Here is a 16,637-nt window from a genome sequence, read left to right on the forward strand (position 1 = left end):
CTTAAATAGAATAATAATTATCTGTCTTGTTTCTTTGGTTGTGGTCGATTCGGTAGGTCATCCATAATAACATCTTGCTCAGACGGTGTCATTTGCGACCATCTTGCTATTTCGTTTCGCGTCCGCTTACAGCTTACGCAATTTAACAATTCAATATCTAATTCGCATGTTTTTTTACAGGGCGAACGCATCAATATCTGCCTTTAAATTTCTAATCAGTCTTGAGTTCAGCAAATTCCAAAAAGATCGTGTTTTGAACTATATAGATTGAATTACTATGTGAATTGGGTGTTGATTGAAAGCTTTGAAAAGGGCATAAATGAATCTCGCTAAAAATTTAGATCTAGTACTGGTACGGGACAATGTCACCTCTCAATGATATTCGTGCGCTTGTTGAGAGTGCACCAGATGGGGATATGTCTGCAAAGCAGGCAGCAGAAAACAGACACAATCTGTTAAAACAGGCTCCTGGCGGTTTAGGTCGTATGGGTGAGATAGTCGCTTGGATGGCTCAATGGCAGGGGCGCCCAATACCAAAAATTGAACGCCCAATGGTCGCTATTTACGCCTCGTCGCACGGAATTGCGAAGCACGGTATAAAAGCGCACAATAAAGCTAGTACACAGCAAATGGTAGAAATGCTCCGGACTGGGGCAGCAGCTACTAATCACATCGCTGCAGCTGGCGGTGCAGGACTTCGTGTTTTTGAGATGGCGATTGAAAAGCCAACAGCTGATTTCACTGAAGGTCCGGCAATGTCTGAAAAAGAGACTGCTGCAACAATCGCTTTTGGTATGGAAGCTATTGCTGAAAAGCCTGACTTACTGGTGTTAGGAGAAACGGGTATCGGCGGCGGAACGGCCGCAGCTGCAGTAGCCTGCGCCATGTTCGGCGGAAATGCGACTTACTGGGTTCGCGCTGGTTCATGGGTATCCAAAGAGGTCATTGAAGCGCGGGTAGACGTTGTAAAAAAGGCAATGGAAACTCACCGCGGACATTTTGCTGATCCCTTGGAGATACTGCAACGCGTGGGTGGACGTGAAATTGCTGCATTGGTTGGTGCAATCATCGCAGCTCGCATGCAGGGTATTCCAGTCATTCTGGACGTGTTCTCAACATGTGTGGCGGCAGCGTTGGTGCATGCTATGAAACCAGGTGCTGCTGACCACTGTTTAGCGGGGCATCTTTCTTCTGAACCTGCGCATCAAGCATTATTGGATCGCATTGGTCAAAAACCGTTGCTTGATCTAGGGCTTCGCTGTTCTGAAGGAGCAGGTGCGAGTGCTACTATTGGGGTACTTAAGGCTGCTTGTGCTGCAAATGAACATGCAGCAATTAGTGACTAAATAGTACATTGAACGCGTTAGCGTCATTGGGGAATACTATTGACGCACATGCTGGATTGATGTTTTCCATAGAATTAAATTGGGCTTTGGTCGTTGCTAAAAGCGAGTTAAAATTATGCGTATTCTCTCAGCATCCGTTTTGGGTTTAGGTTTGTTGGCTGGTTGTGCAACTGGACCCGGAACTCCAGCAGGCCCTTACTCAAACTATGTACCGCCCGTTGTAGGAACATTAGTCACTTACAATGCTGTATCCGAAGGTGAACCCGATTCTGAAATCAGGCAGTTAGTTGTCGCGACCGGTGAAGATTATGCATTGTATGTGAATCTGCCTGAAGACCGTACAGCAGTTGAGCAAGAAGATTTCTTTTTAGAGTTTTCCGGTTTGTATTGGCATGTTTGCGGTGATATCGCGCCAAGTGCAACTGAACGACGTAATTTACAGGCAATGTGGCCGGTTCAAACTGGCGCTGAAACGACATTGAGCGGCACGGATTTGGCCGGTGGGCAAATGCCAGTCACAGTGCGAATTCTTAATACCCACGAACAGAACGTCGGAGAATTTGGACCAAAGTCAGTATTTGACGTTCGTACGGATTGGGAAACACCTGAGATTACTACCTTCTTACCTGAAAAATCGGTTGCGGTTCGCATTGATTGGGGAGAAAAAGATAGCGCTGATTATTCAGGATATGATCAGTTGACCAATGTAGAGCAGGTGGATTTAGCAACCTATGACGCATACGTTGATTATGGGGTGTCTCGCTGTTTGCCAGCTAATCTCAACTAGTCTCATGTAAATTGGGCAAGCCGTTTGCTTGCCCGTTCTACTATTTTGCAATCAATCGTGCATGTCTCTTTTTACCGATGGATAGACGAGCTGTCTTGTCGTCTTCAAGATCTGCCAATGTAATCTTGGCCAACTCGTCGGTGATGGTTTCACCATTGAGCTTAGCTGCGCCAGCTTTGATGTGACGTTTGACTTCGCCTTTTGATTTTGCAAGTCCAGAGGCTATAAATCCATCAATTGCAATATAGCCTGTTTCAATAGCCGAAAATTCAACTTCAAAAGATGGCATGCCTTCAGCTGTTGCGCCTTGAGCAAAGACTTTCGCAGCGGCAGATTTAGCCTCTTTCGCGGCAGCTTCTCCATGCAGCATTTCTGTTGCTGCATCGGCGAGGGCTATTTTAGCATCATTGATCTTTGCGCCCTTGAGTGCTTCCAATTCAGTGATTTCTTCAAGTGGAAGATCAGTAAACAATTTGAGGAAACGTCCCACATCGGCATCTTCGGTATTTCTCCAGAATTGCCAGTAGTCATAAGGGCTTTTCATATCAGCATTCAGCCAGACGGCGCCACCTACGGTCTTGCCCATTTTTACACCCGATGCAGTGGTGATTAGGGGAGTTGTAAAACCAAAAGCTTTGGTGTCTTCGCATCGACGACAAAGTTCAGTTCCGTTTGTGATGTTTCCCCATTGATCAGATCCACCTAGTTGGAGGCGCACATTTTGACGTCTGTTTAACTCAAGGAAATCATAAGCTTGAAGCAGTGCATAGTTAAACTCAAGGAATGTGTATGGTTGTTCGTTTTCTAAGCGGCGTTTTACAGTTTCTTGCATGATCATTTTGTTGATCGTGAAGAGTTTTCCGTATTCACGTAAAAAATCGATGTAGTGGATAGTAGATAGCCAATCGTCATTATTAACCATCACAGCATCAGTCGGTCCATCTCCAAATGTTAGAAATTTTTCGAACACAGTTTTGATGGAATCGATGTTTTCCTGAATTGCTTCTTCAGTTAAAATCGGACGCGTTTTTTCCTTATCCGTTGGATCGCCAACTTTGGTCGTGCCTCCACCCATCAATACAATAGGCTTTCCACCGGCTTGTTGCAGCCGACGAAGCATCATGATTTGCACTAGCGAACCAACATGCAAACTTTTCGCCGTGGCATCGAATCCTATATAACCGACCGGAATTTCGGTTTTGGCATATTCATCCAAACCCGCTTCATCTGTTATCTGATAAACATATCCGCGATCATAAAGGGTGCGAAGTAATTCAGATTCAGGCATGAAGGCATCATCGGCCATAAGATTCGTCTCCTAAGTTTGAATGTGGGCGATTAACACAAGAGACGTAAGTTTTGAAAGAGGGAAGAGACGTTATGTCGAGTGATTTGGCGCATTTGTTTAAATCTGGTCCGCAATGGGTACTTGGTTTTATGAGCGGAACCTCATTGGACGGCGTGGATGTCGCACTCATAAAAACAGATGGTCAAATCATTGAGGAGTTTGGATCGTGGATAACAATTAGTTATACTGACGATCAACGGAAAGTACTGGCAGTTGCTACACAGGATGCGCTTAAATGGAACTGGAATGGACCTGAACCAAAAAGTTTCGCCAAAGCCGAACGTATGATGACACTCGCCCATGCGGATGCAGCTAAGAAATTGTTGCAGTTTGGTAAAGGAGAGACACCAGTCCTCGCAGGATTTCACGGCCAGACGGTCCTTCATTCACCACCAGAAAATGGAAATAAAGGCCAAACGCTCCAATTGGGGGATGGAGAGCTTCTAGCAAAAGAATTGAAAATGCCTGTCGTGTTTGATTTACGAACAGCGGATATGGAAGCAGGAGGGCACGGCGCGCCATTGGCTCCAATTTATCATACTGCATTATTGGCTAAAGAGGCTGCTAATCGAAAACAAAATGAATTCACAGGTGTGGTGCTCAATCTCGGTGGCGTAGCAAACTTTACATGGCAATCAAATGGTGGTGCACCGATCGCATTTGATACTGGCCCGGGCAATGGCCCAATTGATGAGTGGGTTGAAAAGCATGGTAAGGGTTCATTTGATGAAAATGCACAATTTGCTAAGGCGGGCCAAGTTGATGAAGGTCTGATCGAGAAATGGATGGCGCATCCTTACTTTTCAACAAGCCCACCAAAGTCATTGGATCGTTACGACTTTTCGGCTCACAAGCTTGTTTCAAATATGTCGTTAGAAGATGGTGCGGCGACTCTAACGGCATTTTCTGCACGAACAATTTTGAGGGCTTTGGAGGAAATGCCGAAAATGCCTGAGATTGTTGTCGCGACGGGTGGTGGCCGTCATAACCCACTCATTATGCAATACCTGCGGGATGAACTTGGTGATGCGCTAATTGATGCGGGTGAAGTTGGTTGGCGTGGCGATGCGATTGAGGCAGAAGCATTTGCCTATCTAGCCGCGCGTTCAGCTGTTGGTTTGCCAATAAGCTTTCCAGAAACAACAGGTGTAGCAGAACCAAAAACGGGTGGACGTTTTGCAACACCCACCCGTCGAAAATAGTCAGACTAAGTCTATAAAACTTATAGCTCGTCTTCGTCCTCGTCGATATCGTCCAACTCACTTTCCATTTCTTCAATAGATGGAAGCGCAGAATCGGGATTGGCTTCAGCGAGACGTCGGTCGAGGTATTCAGCGGCAACTTCTTCAAGTTCAGCTAGTTTGTCTTGATAGAAATGGTTTGCACCTGGAACACTTGTGCGCTCGATTTCTTCACCTTTTTGAACGCGAACCTTAGTTAGTGAACGTTCAATGTCCGAAGGTGCCGCGACACCATCTTTATCACCTGAAATGATGATTCCTGAAGCAGGACAAGGTGCAAGGAACGCTAAATCATAGTGGTTTGCAGGTGGAGAGACTGCGATAAAACCGTCAATTTCTGGACGGCGCATCAAAAGTTGAAGGCAAATATATGCACCAAATGAGTATCCTGATACCCAACATGCGCGCGCGCTATCATTGATTGATTCTAGATAGTCTAGAATATAAGCAGCATCCGATAGCTCTGCAGGACCAGCATCAAACGATCCTTGAGAGCGGCCTACACCACGGAAGTTGAATCGAAGAGTTGAGAAGCCTCGTTTCACAAACATCTCATAAAGTGTAATAACAACAGGGTCTTGCATGCTTCCACCAGCTTTAGGGTGCGGGTGCAAGATTAGTGCGATCGGTGCGCCAGGAACTTCGGATTCTTCATAACGGGCTTCAATGCGGCCTGCAGGTCCAGGGATGATGACTTCTGGCATGAAACGAAATCCTTCTAGTTTCAAATCTAGTGAAAGAAATGGCGATACCCTAAATTGGGGGGCAATTTCAAGTTTTTCTCAACAGACATTGTAGAATTGAGAGTACTTGACTATTTTCATCGGGTATATATTCAAACTCGAAAAATAGAGTACGGGAGTCGTTTTATGAAATTAGGTTCTAGGGGACGTTACGCAGTTATGGCTTTGGTTGATCTTGCGTCGAACGATCGAGATGGACCTGTTTCTTTATCTGACATCGCTGAAAGGCAGAAGATATCACTCTCTTATCTTGAACAATTGTTTGCAAAACTCCGTAAAGCGGAACTCGTGAAAAGTGTACGTGGGCCGGGCGGTGGATACCTTCTTCAGCGCGGTGCAGACAAGACAATGGTTAGCCAGATAATCGTCGCAGTCGACGAGCCAATTCAAACAACTCGTTGTGGAGAAATGGGCGGAAAGCCTTGCACAGGACGGTTAGAGCGTTGTGCGACACATGATCTTTGGCGTGAGTTGCGCCTGCACATCATTCAATTCCTTTCTGAGGTTTCGATCACCGATATTCTCTCGGGTGAAGTTAAGGGAATGTCTGGCGTATTGGAACAATTATAGTATTATGAGTTTGGCGAAAAATAGCGCCGTATATTGCGATTATAATGCAACGGCACCTTTGCGGCCTTCGGCCAAAGAAGCAATGCTCTCTGCAATGGAAATCGGCGCTAATCCTTCTTCAGTACATAGTTTGGGCCGCTCTGCTAGGGCGTGCCTTGAGAACGCACGGGAAGTGGTGGCCTCTTCGGTAGGCGCATGCCGTGAGGACGTGACCTTTACGAGTGGTGGTACGGAGGCGAATGCTGCGGTTCTGAATGGTGCACGCCTGCATGACCCTTTGCTTATGCCGATCGTATGCGGGTTTGAACATGATGCAGTTTTAGCTCAACTACCTGAAGCGATTAAGTTAGACGCAACGCCTGATGGGGTGATTGATCTGGAAGCGTTGAATGACTTGCTTGAAAATTGGCCGCATGAAGGTCGATTACCTCTGTTGTCTCTTATGCTGGCGAATAATGAAACTGGTGTAGTGCAGCCCGTCGAGGCGGCGGCAGACATCATTCATTCTTTTGGCGGTTTGGTGCATTGTGACGCTGTTCAGGGATTAGGAAAAATTCCAGTGTCAGTGATTGATGGAGATTTAGATTATCTGACTTTGTCCGGTCATAAGGTTGGAGGCCCCGCTGGGATTGGCGCATTCTTTGTGAAAGCTGGAGCGCCTTTCAGAGCGACTTTGCTGGGTGGTGGCCAAGAGATGGGGCATCGCTCTGGTACTCAAAACCTTGCAGGCGCAGCTGGATTTGCAGCTGCAATAGGTGAGGCACTTGGTCAGATTGAAGAATATCAATCTCAAGCTAAATATAGAGATGGCTTAGAAGAACGCCTCAAAACTGTGGCAAATGTGACTGTATTTGGGGAAAAAGTTCGAAGACTGGCAAATACTTCTTGCTTGAGCGTTGAAGGTTTGCGAGCTGAAACCCAAGTGATGGCTATGGATCTTGCGGGCGTTGCGGTTTCCTCGGGATCTGCTTGTTCCTCTGGTAAAGTCAAACAATCGCATGTTTTAGCATCAATGGGAGTTGCAGAAACGCTGTCTCAGGGTGCTATCAGGTTTAGCTTTGGCTGGGCCTCAAAAGAAGAAGATTACACAAAAGCTGGTGATGCCTGGATTGAGGCAGCAAAGCGCAAAGGGGTGAAAATGAACACCTCTGATAAGGAGACTGCCTGATGGCTGACGATGTGCGTCCGGAAGAGATTGTAAAAGACGGTGTAGATCAGGCTACTGTTGATGCAGCGCGTGCGCTAGAAGCTGAGAATTATGAAGCGGGCTTCACAACAGATGTTGAACAAGAATTTGCGCCCAAAGGCTTAAACGAAGACATTGTGCGTTTCATCTCTGAAAAGAAGAATGAACCTGAATGGATGCTTGAATGGCGTTTGCAAGCTTTCGAGCGTTGGTTGACCATGGAAGAGCCGGAATGGGCGATGGTCAATTATCCCAAGATTGATTATCAGGATGCTTACTATTACGCGGCTCCAAAGGGGCAGGCGAAATACGAGTCTATAGACGACGTACCAGAAGAAATTCTAGAGACATATAAAAAACTAGGTATTCCACTTCGTGAAGCAGAGGTGCTTCTAGGTGTTGAAGGTGCAGCTGAGTCTGCTGCTGAAGCGCGCGAAAAACCTCGTATTGCTGTTGATGCTGTCTTTGATTCAGTTTCAGTTGTGACGACATTCCAAGAAGAGCTAAAGAAAGCTGGCGTGATTTTCATGTCCATATCTGAGGCAGTTCACGAATATCCTGAACTGGTAAAGAAATACCTTGGAACGGTTGTACCTCAATCAGATAATTTCTTCGCAACATTGAACTGCGCGGTCTTTTCGGATGGGACATTTGTTTACATTCCTAAAGGTGTGCGTTGCCCAATGGAATTATCAACGTATTTCCGCATGAATGCGCAAGGTACAGGCCAGTTTGAGCGTACTCTCATTATTGCAGATGAAGGGTCATACGTTTCTTACCTTGAAGGCTGTACCGCGCCTATGCGTGATGAAAACCAACTTCATGCGGCGGTCGTTGAACTTGTGGCTCTGGATGAAGCAGAGATCAAATATTCAACGGTTCAAAACTGGTGGCCAGGTGATGCTGAAGGTAATGGTGGTGTCTATAATTTTGTGACCAAACGCGGTGATTGTCGCGGAAAACGGTCCAAGATTTCATGGACACAAGTTGAGACAGGCTCTGCGGTTACATGGAAATATCCAAGCTGTATTCTCCGCGGTGATGAAAGCGTTGGTGAGTTTTACTCAATCGCAGTGACGAATGGCCATCAACAAGCAGATACAGGTACCAAGATGATCCATCTTGGAGAGCGCACCAAGTCCCGCATTATCTCAAAAGGTGTTTCTGCGGGTAAATCTGATCAAACCTATCGCGGATTGGTGTCTGTTGGCGGTAAAGCAAAAGGTTCTCGTAACTTCACCCAGTGTGACAGTTTGCTCATTGGACAAACATGTGGTGCGCACACCGTGCCGTATATCGAGAACAAGCGCGCTGATGCTCAATTAGAGCATGAGGCAACAACAACACGCCTTTCAGAAGATCAGCTTTTCTACTGTCGCCAGCGTGGATTGGGTGAGGAAGAAGCTGTCGCGCTTTTGGTGAATGGTTTCGTGCGCGATGTCATTCAGAAACTACCAATGGAATTTGCCGTGGAAGCGCAAAAACTTCTGGAAGTTAGTCTTGAAGGTAGCGTGGGTTAGGGGAAATAGAATGGAAAGAACGTTGGGCTTAGCCGATAGACCTCCCATGAATTCGATGAGAATTCTTAGAAAATTTGCATATTTTTCAGGGATTATTTCTGTGCTAGTTAACTTGGTTTCGGTAGGTTCTTCCTATGTCCAATTTAGAGGGCAATATGGCAATTTGGAGGACTACGCTAAAGCTATGCTGGTTTCTCAAACTACTGATTCCGTGTTGAGCATTCTCTACTATATCGCAATCTTTGGATTGTTATGGGGTGTCGCCGTTGGAGTTGATCGAATTGATCAATTGATATGGCTGTCAGCTAGTGACACTGACCGGGAAAAAATCATCCAATCTCGAACAAACCCTCTAAAGGCAGAAGATTAGAACATTTTGTGCCAATAATTAATTTGATCGGTTAAATAACATACCTACCTTGTCGGGTATTGTGAAAAAGAATGAAACTCCCTATGTGAGTGGGGAAGAAAAAGAAGTTTGGAGTAAGCCCCCGTGTTAGCCCTTAATGACCTCGTCGCACGTGTTGAAAACGAAAATGGCGAAGGAAAGGAAATTATCAAAGGCCTAAGCCTGAATGTGCCTGCTGGGGAAGTGCACGCGATTATGGGGCCAAATGGTGCTGGTAAGTCGACACTATCTTATGTTCTAACTGGACGCGATGGGTATGAAGTAACATCAGGCTCTGCTTCTCTAAACGATGAAGACTTGCTGGAAATGGACCCTGAAGAGCGCGCAGCTAAAGGTCTCTATCTATCTTTTCAATACCCGCTAGAGATTCCCGGCGTTCCAGTGATGACATTTGTACGTACGGCTATGAATGCTCAGCGTAAAATGCGTGGTGAGGATGAAATCTCTGCGCCAGAATTTTTAAAGAAAGCACGTGAGCTAGCTAAGGTTCTTAAAATACAACCAGACATGCTGAAGCGCCCACTAAATGTTGGTTTTTCAGGTGGTGAGAAGAAGCGTTTAGAGATCTTCCAAGCGATGATGCTCGAACCAAACTTTTTGATCCTTGATGAGACAGATTCTGGTTTGGATATTGATGCGTTGCGTATTGTATCTGAAGGCGTAAATGCGTTGCGTTCTGAAAATCGTGGAATGTTGGTTATTACACACTATCAGCGTCTTCTAGACCACATTAAGCCAGACAAAGTGCACGTATTGGCGGCGGGTCAGATTATTAAAACTGGCGGACCAGAACTGGCGCTGCGCCTTGAAAAAGAAGGTTATGATGGCGTGTTGGCGGAGGCGAATGCGTGAGCGAGACAGACGTATCCACATTGATTGCCAAGCCATCTCCGGCAGAAGAGCGTTTCATATCTGCATTTAAAACTCTCGGTACTGATGCAAGTCGTTTACGGTCTTTTGAAGCGTTTGCCAAAAAAGGATTGCCACATCGTCGAATTGAAAACTGGCGTTGGTCGGATTTGCGAGCTGCTTTGAAAACAAGTGGTGTGCAGGGCAATTCTATTAGAGATGTTTTTGCGGAGATAGCTGGGCCGACATTTACGTTTTCAGCACAAGGTGTGAAAACACCTAATGCCCAGCCAGAAGGCTTAAATTGGTCTGAAGAGCTTTTAGAAACATCTTTTGTTGCTTCTGAAGATCTGCCTATGGCCGCTTTGACCGCTGCTTTATGTGAGAATTCGAGAGTCTTACGCATTGAGATATCGGCTGATCAAAGTCTACCTGTTCGTTTGGTGATCGACGCTAATGCCTCAGACATGTTTTCTCGGATAGAGCTAAATGTCCGCGAAGGCGTTAAAGCAACGATTGTTGAAAGCCACTTCAATCAAGGTGGTTTTTCATCGACGGTGATAGAATACAATGTCGAAAAAAACGCATCTGTTGAACGCGTAATTTATCAGTCAGCGAATGAAACTGCTGTTCAAGTTGTGACAACGAATGTGCGCTTATCTGGTGATAGTGAATTTACTCAATCTGCGCTCGCTAAAGGTGCAAAATTGTGTCGATTGGAAACTCGCGTAGATCATCAGGTTGAAGGTGCTAAGGCTGTGATAAATGCCGCTTATCTATTGGATGATGGCCGGCATGTGGATGTAACTAGCCATGTTCGCCATTCCGCGGGGCATTGTGAAACTGCTCAAGTGACAAAAGGTGCTGTCAAAAAAGGTGGAAAAGGCGCATTCCAAGGCAAGTTTTATGTGGCCCGTGATGCTCAAAAGACAGATGCAGCTATGGCACATAATGCGCTATTACTCGAAGATGGTGCCGAGGTAAATGCAAAGCCGGAATTAGAGATTTATGCTGATGATGTGCAATGTGCGCATGGAAATACTGCAGGTTCTCTGGATGAAGATGCGTTGTTTTATATGCGTCAACGCGGGATACCTTTGGTGACAGCCAAGGCGATGTTGACCCAAAGCTTCATCGCCGAAGGGCTTGCGACGATTTCAGATGATGCTTTACGTGAAATTCTGGAAGAGGAGGCTAACCAATGGCTGATGACGTCTCTTTAAACTTGCCTTTGGATATCCAGGCTATCCGGGATCAGTTTCCAATTTTGAATAGGCAAATTGGAAGCAAGCCGTTGGTGTATCTCGATAGTGCTGCATCAGCTCAAAAACCTGACTTTGTGATCGACGCGATGGCAAACCAAGCACGCACTGCTTATTCTAATGTGCATCGCGGTCTTCACACTCTTGCAAATGAAACGACTGATGCTTTTGAGAAAGCACGTGAGTCTGTTCGTGGCCATTTACATGCCGCTTCAGTGGATGAGATAATTTTCACCAAGGGTGCAACCGAAGCGATCAATCTCGTTGCGTCTGGACTGGCAGAAAAAATCCAAGCGGGCGACGAAATTTTGGTTTCTGTCATGGAGCACCATTCTAATATTGTGCCGTGGCATTTTCTACGTGAGAGATTTGGTGCCGTTATCAAATGGATAGAAGTGACAGAAGATGGCTCACTCGACATGGAGAGCTTTCGGTCTCAGTTGTCTGAAAAGACCAAACTTGTAGCTGTTGCGCATATGTCCAATGTACTGGGTACTGTTCCTGACGTTAAAACAATTATTGAAGATGCACACAGTGTCGGAGCACTGGTTCTCTTGGATGGATGTCAGGGGGCAGTGCACCTAGATGTGGATGTTCAGGACTTAGGAACCGACTTTTATGTGTGTTCTGCGCATAAGCTTTATGGTCCAACCGGAATTGGTGCGCTTTACGGCAAACTCGATATATTAGCGAACATGAGACCTTATCAGGGAGGCGGAGAGATGATTGATTCCGTATCTCGTGATAATGTGACATACAATACGCCGCCTCATCGTTTCGAAGCAGGAACACCTGCCATACTCGAAGCAGTTGGTTTTGGCGCAGCTGTTGAATGGCTTGGCAAACACAATACTGCAGGTGCTAAGAAAAATAAAAAAGCGGTGTATCAGCGCCTGTATGACGGGGTTCGTGGTATAAATGGTCTGCGAGTGCATGGTACTACCTCTGACAAAGGGCCGGTTCTGACATTTTCGATAGATGGAACACATCCGCACGATTTGGCACAGATATTGGACCGTTATGGTGTTGCTATCCGTGCAGGACACCACTGCGCGCAGCCTTTGATGGATCACTTAAATGTGAGTGCAACAGCGCGCGCAAGTGTTGGAATATATAATACATTAGAAGAAGCCGATGTGTTTGTTGAGGCGCTTGAAAAAGCGCGAACAATGTTATTGGCTTAGGTTGAGAAAAGTATGTCTGAAGAGATTGAACGCGACGTAATTGAACCTGCTGCAGCTGAAACGCCTGTATCAAATGGTCCCATTCCTCAAGACGAATTGGATCGAATTACCGATGATATTATTGCGCGGATTAAAGAGGTGTACGACCCTGAGATTCCAGTTGATGTGTATGAATTGGGTTTGATTTATAAAGTTGATTTGAATGATGATCGCCATGCAGATGTTGAAATGACATTGACTGCGCCAGGTTGCCCTGTGGCTGGTGAAATGCCAGGCTGGGTTGAAGAGGCTGTATTGAAGGTCGATGGTGTTCACACGTGTAAGGTAAGTCTCGTATTTGATCCGCCTTGGGACCAATCCCGCATGTCTGATGAGGCGCGATTACAATTGAACATGCTGTAATCTGGTTTAAAGGATATTATCCAATGGCAAGACGACCAAGACCCAAAATCGTTACTTTGACGGATGCAGCTGCTAACCAAGTTAAGCGTATCATGTCTGATAAAGGTGCAGGTTTTTTGCGCGTTGGAGTGAAAAACGGCGGTTGCGCGGGCATGGAATATGTCATGGATTACGCGGAATCACCTGAGATGTTGGATGAACGTGTTGAAGACAATGGTGTTGAAATTGTCGTTGATGCAAAAGCAGTGTTGTTTCTGCTTGGTTCACAGATTGATTATGAAATTTCTCCTTTGCACTCGAAGTTTGTGTTCAAAAACCCCAATCAAACAGACGCATGTGGGTGTGGAGAAAGCGTTACAATCACCCCCTTTGAGGATGCTGCTGAATAATAAACTTGGCGCTATGCGGTGAGGGACATCAGCATGATTGAGCATTTACGTCTGAAGTCTAAATTGAGGGTCTTCCTCTGCGTGGTGACGATTCTCATTGCGCTTTTGTCTTCACTTGTGTTGCAGCCCTTAGAACTATTTTATCCAAGCGTACTAATTGCGGTGTTACTCGTTTGGATGTCATTTATCGATATCGAACGTCATATTCTACCGAATCCGTTGACCTATGGATTGGTGATTATCGGTTTAATATGGGCTAGCATTTATCATCTATCTGACCTTGGGCATCATATTATTGGTGCGGTAATTGGGTATGGTTTGATTGCAACCATCGCGTGGTATTACATAAAAAAAAGAGGTATCGCAGGAATTGGACTAGGGGACGCAAAATTATTGGCTGCCGCTGGCGCATGGCTTGGTTGGATCGGTATCCCTTATGTTTTATTGATATCGTCTTTGTCAGGGCTTTTGTTAAGTATCAGCTTAATGATTACAAAAAGAAGTTTTGATTTAAAGCAGCGCATCGCATTTGGACCGCATCTAGCAGTAGGGTTCTGGTTAGTGTGGTTATTCCAAGATAGATTTTCTCTCTTACTGTAAAGCAAGCATAGAAAAAGGGCGTACTTCGATGAAGCACGCCCTGATATTTTGAAGCTCTATAAGCCTGTGAAGTAGATTAGAATTTGTGGCTTAGCGAAGCTGAAACTGATGTTCCCAGTTCATATACGTCAACATCCACACGGTTGCCGCCTGCTTCCTGATAAGCTTCATAAGATTCTCCAAGAATATTCTTCACCTTGAAACCAAAATCATACGTACCACCAATGAATTCGAATTCCCGCTTATAGACAATGTCTAGAAGCATTGGTGGTTGTTCGATAATGGCTGGAGATTCATCTGAGAATGATTCAACAGAGCGAATGCGATCACTTTGGTAGTTAAGCAAGAGGTTCAAGCTGGAGTTAGCTTCAAAGTCGGTGTAACCGATTTGGAAGTTAGCCATGTGCTCAGATTGTCCTTGAAGTTTACGACCAGCTTCGAAATCTGGCGTACGAAGTGTGATTGCACGCACAAGGTCGTCATTTGCCAACAATTGGTTTTCAGTCAAGTTAGAAGCAATATTTGCAGTGACCGAAGAATTCAGGATCTGCACAGGGTTGTTCGCTTCGATGCTTGAGCTTGTGTATGTGTAGTTCGTAGTCAATTGAAAGTCTTTTGACGCAAACCATGACCAATCAACCCAACTGCTTATTGGAATGTCTTGTTGGTATTCACCTTCAAAACCTTCCACATCAGCAGCGTCGATGTTGATGAATGTCACCAAGCGGCTTTCACCAGACCCAACATTGAACGCTTCAATTGGGTTTTCTAGTTCTTTCTTGAACACACCTAATGTCAGGAATTGATCGCGACTGAAATACCATTCCAAACGCGCATCAAAGTTTGTGATGTCAGTTGTTTTCAAGAATGGGTTACCGATGAAACTTTCATTCGTCGCAGTGTTTGTAAATCGGCTAGGACCAACCTCACGGAACTGCGGACGATTGACAGTCTCTGAGTAACCAATACGTAGCTGAAGGTCATCGGCAAAGTTCCAAGTCAATGTACCGGCAGGATAGAATTCTGATTGCTCCAGTGGAGGAGAGATCAAACCGAATGTGTTGCGGGCAGTTTGTGTTTGAACAACTTGGATAAAGTCCTCATAACGACCACCAACGGACATTCTCAAAAAGTTTGTTAGTTGGGCGTCTACCTGGAGGTAACCAGCATCAGTTTCCTGAGTTGCAGTATAGAATGATGGTGCTTGAGAGGAGCGTGTGTTTTGGAATCCGCCGCCATCTTGGAACTCACATTGATAAGCGACATCAATGCGAAGATCGCGACACTCTCTGTTGAAGTTTTGAATAATCAGGAAGTCACTTTGTGATTCACGATCTTTTTCAGTGTAGGCGTAACCGGCAAGAATGTTGATCTCTTTGTCACCGATGTAGAGAGGAAGAGTGGCATCAAAACCCCAATCCATGTTTTCATCTTCGATGAGAGAGAATTCAACACTATTGTCTAGAAACAGTTCGAATTCACCAGTGTCTTCATCCGCTTGATACTGTGTCTTGAACTGAAATGGAGCATCGCGCTTTGCTTCTGAATAAGAGGCACGCCAGTCAAATTCTAACCCCAAAAGAGCGTCGAATGTGTGCTCACCTTGAACCTGAGTTGTCCAAAGTTGACGTTCAATCCATTCAATTGAATCACGACGCAGACCTGAGTTATCGTTTGTGCGACCAAGTTGTACTTCAGCTTCTTTGTCTGTTGAACGAGTACCAAAAGCCAAAAAGTTCAGTGAGTGAGCATCAAAAAGATCAAGTCCAACAGACGCAAGACCGTTTAAACCAATAGAGTTAGTTGTCGAACGAGTCTGGAAATTAGACAGAGAACGAACTGGGGTTGGGTTTTCAGCATCTGCAAAAGAAGATTGACCAATACCTTGTTGGCCATCTTTTGTTTGCCATTCGTTAGAATAACCTAGTGTTCCAAGGAAACCTATGGAAACAGCATTGTTAACATCGTAGCGACGACCAATTGTTGCGTCGACACCCATGTCCGGGCCGACATAACCTTCTTGAACAACTAAAAGGCTAGGGTCGTTAGTTAGTGCTTGAGAAAACGCGTTTCTGTCGCTTGAAGCGTATGTTCCATCATTGAAAACTGCTTCTAGGCCAGCTGGAAGGTCTCTAGTTCCGTCATCGAACCCCAAATAGTCGTTGCCGCCACCGTCATATTGAAAACCATCTTGAAGGTTTGTTTGAGTGTCTCCACCTGTTGAAAGGCCAACTTCAAAGAAGTTTTCAAGTGGAACTTTTTTCGTACGAATATCTACAGAACCACCACCAAATTCAGCAGAAAAGTTTGGAGAGAATGTTTTTTGAACCAATGTTGATTCAAGAACTGATGTTGGGAACAAGTCCAAAGGAGTCACTTTTCTGAGTGGCTCAGGGCTTGGAAGAATAGAACCGTTAAGTGTCGAAGAAGCGTAGCGCTCATTCAAACCACGGATAATTACGAATTTACCGTCTGCAATGGAAACACCCGTTGCGCGGCGAAGGGCAGAGGCAACATCACTATCACCACGAAGAGCGAAGTCTTCTGCGTCTAGCAAGCTTGCAACTTCTGCAGTTTCTCGTTTTTCATCGGGAATGAATTGGCCACGGATAACGATTGTATCCTGACGCGCGATATCTTCCTGTGCTCCGGTGTCTACGGACGCTTCAGAAGTTTGAGTTTCTTGAGCATAGGCTGTGCTCACTTGTGTCAAAGCACTTGACGCTAGCAGAGCCACTACTCCGAGAGATAGACGATAGAGCATGGGATTCCCCGAAAAAAGACTGTTTAAAAAAAGACAG

The 16,637-nt window shown here is 45.5% G+C and carries 17 protein-coding genes; 13 read left to right on the plus strand and 4 right to left on the minus strand.

Going from position 1 to position 16,637, the window contains the following annotated elements:
• Positions 1-17: 17 nt before the first annotated feature.
• Positions 18-191, minus strand: a complete 174-nt coding sequence (locus F551_RS17630) for a DUF1289 domain-containing protein (RefSeq protein ID WP_081621164.1) — start codon at positions 189-191, stop codon at positions 18-20.
• Between the two features lie 171 nt (positions 192-362).
• Here F551_RS17630 and F551_RS0107150 point away from each other — a divergent pair, with 171 nt between their 5' ends.
• A complete protein-coding gene (locus tag F551_RS0107150) occupies positions 363-1,346 on the plus strand; it encodes a nicotinate-nucleotide--dimethylbenzimidazole phosphoribosyltransferase (protein ID WP_018996813.1) in 984 nt (327 codons plus the stop codon).
• 115 nt (positions 1,347-1,461) lie between these two features.
• A complete protein-coding gene (locus F551_RS0107155; RefSeq protein ID WP_018996814.1) occupies positions 1,462-2,133 on the plus strand; it encodes a hypothetical protein in 672 nt (223 codons plus the stop codon).
• A gap of 40 nt (positions 2,134-2,173) precedes the next feature.
• On the opposite strand, the gene tyrS is transcribed toward F551_RS0107155, so the two are convergent.
• A complete protein-coding gene (tyrS, locus tag F551_RS0107160; protein WP_018996815.1) occupies positions 2,174-3,439 on the minus strand; it encodes a tyrosine--tRNA ligase in 1,266 nt (421 codons plus the stop codon).
• Between the two features lie 74 nt (positions 3,440-3,513).
• Here tyrS and F551_RS0107165 point away from each other — a divergent pair, with 74 nt between their 5' ends.
• Positions 3,514-4,683 (plus strand): anhydro-N-acetylmuramic acid kinase, encoded by a 1,170-nt coding sequence (locus tag F551_RS0107165; RefSeq protein ID WP_018996816.1) that lies wholly within the window; start codon positions 3,514-3,516, stop codon positions 4,681-4,683.
• A gap of 20 nt (positions 4,684-4,703) precedes the next feature.
• Here the strand turns inward: F551_RS0107165 and F551_RS0107170 are convergent, their stop codons facing one another.
• Positions 4,704-5,426 carry an alpha/beta hydrolase gene (locus F551_RS0107170; protein ID WP_018996817.1) on the minus strand — a complete coding sequence of 241 codons (723 nt, stop codon included), beginning with the start codon at positions 5,424-5,426 and terminating at the stop codon, positions 4,704-4,706.
• Positions 5,427-5,591: 165 nt separating this feature from the next.
• On the opposite strand from F551_RS0107170, the gene F551_RS0107175 reads away from it, so the two are divergent.
• The 10 genes from F551_RS0107175 (at position 5,592) to F551_RS16445 (ending at position 13,836) form a co-directional block, all read left to right on the plus strand.
• Positions 5,592-6,035, plus strand: a complete 444-nt coding sequence (locus F551_RS0107175; RefSeq protein WP_026296707.1) for an Rrf2 family transcriptional regulator — start codon at positions 5,592-5,594, stop codon at positions 6,033-6,035.
• 4 nt (positions 6,036-6,039) lie between these two features.
• Entirely contained in the window at positions 6,040-7,203 is a 1,164-nt protein-coding gene (locus tag F551_RS0107180; protein WP_018996819.1) for a cysteine desulfurase family protein, read from the plus strand.
• Complete coding sequence (sufB, locus tag F551_RS0107185) at positions 7,203-8,741, plus strand: Fe-S cluster assembly protein SufB (RefSeq protein WP_018996820.1); 1,539 nt, start codon at positions 7,203-7,205, stop codon at positions 8,739-8,741. Before F551_RS0107180 ends, sufB begins: the two co-directional genes overlap by 1 nt.
• A 10-nt stretch (positions 8,742-8,751) precedes the next feature.
• A complete protein-coding gene (locus tag F551_RS0107190) occupies positions 8,752-9,111 on the plus strand; it encodes a hypothetical protein (protein WP_018996821.1) in 360 nt (119 codons plus the stop codon).
• A gap of 123 nt (positions 9,112-9,234) precedes the next feature.
• Positions 9,235-10,002, plus strand: coding sequence for a Fe-S cluster assembly ATPase SufC (gene sufC, locus F551_RS0107195; RefSeq protein WP_018996822.1), 768 nt, complete (start codon positions 9,235-9,237; stop codon positions 10,000-10,002).
• Positions 9,999-11,222 carry a Fe-S cluster assembly protein SufD gene (gene sufD / locus F551_RS0107200; protein ID WP_018996823.1) on the plus strand — a complete coding sequence of 408 codons (1,224 nt, stop codon included), beginning with the start codon at positions 9,999-10,001 and terminating at the stop codon, positions 11,220-11,222. The genes sufC and sufD overlap by 4 nt, the downstream gene beginning before the upstream one ends.
• Positions 11,201-12,445 carry an aminotransferase class V-fold PLP-dependent enzyme gene (locus tag F551_RS0107205; RefSeq protein WP_018996824.1) on the plus strand — a complete coding sequence of 415 codons (1,245 nt, stop codon included), beginning with the start codon at positions 11,201-11,203 and terminating at the stop codon, positions 12,443-12,445. The genes sufD and F551_RS0107205 overlap by 22 nt, the downstream gene beginning before the upstream one ends.
• A 12-nt stretch (positions 12,446-12,457) precedes the next feature.
• A complete protein-coding gene (locus F551_RS0107210) occupies positions 12,458-12,847 on the plus strand; it encodes an SUF system Fe-S cluster assembly protein (protein WP_018996825.1) in 390 nt (129 codons plus the stop codon).
• A gap of 23 nt (positions 12,848-12,870) precedes the next feature.
• Complete coding sequence (locus F551_RS0107215; protein ID WP_018996826.1) at positions 12,871-13,236, plus strand: HesB/IscA family protein; 366 nt, start codon at positions 12,871-12,873, stop codon at positions 13,234-13,236.
• A 33-nt stretch (positions 13,237-13,269) separates the two neighbouring features.
• The gene (locus tag F551_RS16445; RefSeq protein ID WP_081621165.1) at positions 13,270-13,836 is read left to right on the plus strand and encodes a prepilin peptidase; all 567 of its coding nucleotides are present in this window, start codon (positions 13,270-13,272) and stop codon (positions 13,834-13,836) included.
• Between the two features lie 76 nt (positions 13,837-13,912).
• Here the strand turns inward: F551_RS16445 and F551_RS0107225 are convergent, their stop codons facing one another.
• Positions 13,913-16,600 carry a TonB-dependent receptor domain-containing protein gene (locus F551_RS0107225; RefSeq protein ID WP_018996828.1) on the minus strand — a complete coding sequence of 896 codons (2,688 nt, stop codon included), beginning with the start codon at positions 16,598-16,600 and terminating at the stop codon, positions 13,913-13,915.
• Between the last annotated feature and the right edge of the window lie 37 nt (positions 16,601-16,637).

It is taken from the genome of Hirschia maritima DSM 19733 (assembly GCF_000378345.1).
In the GTDB taxonomy this organism is placed as follows: Bacteria; Pseudomonadota; Alphaproteobacteria; order Caulobacterales; family Hyphomonadaceae; genus Hirschia; species Hirschia maritima.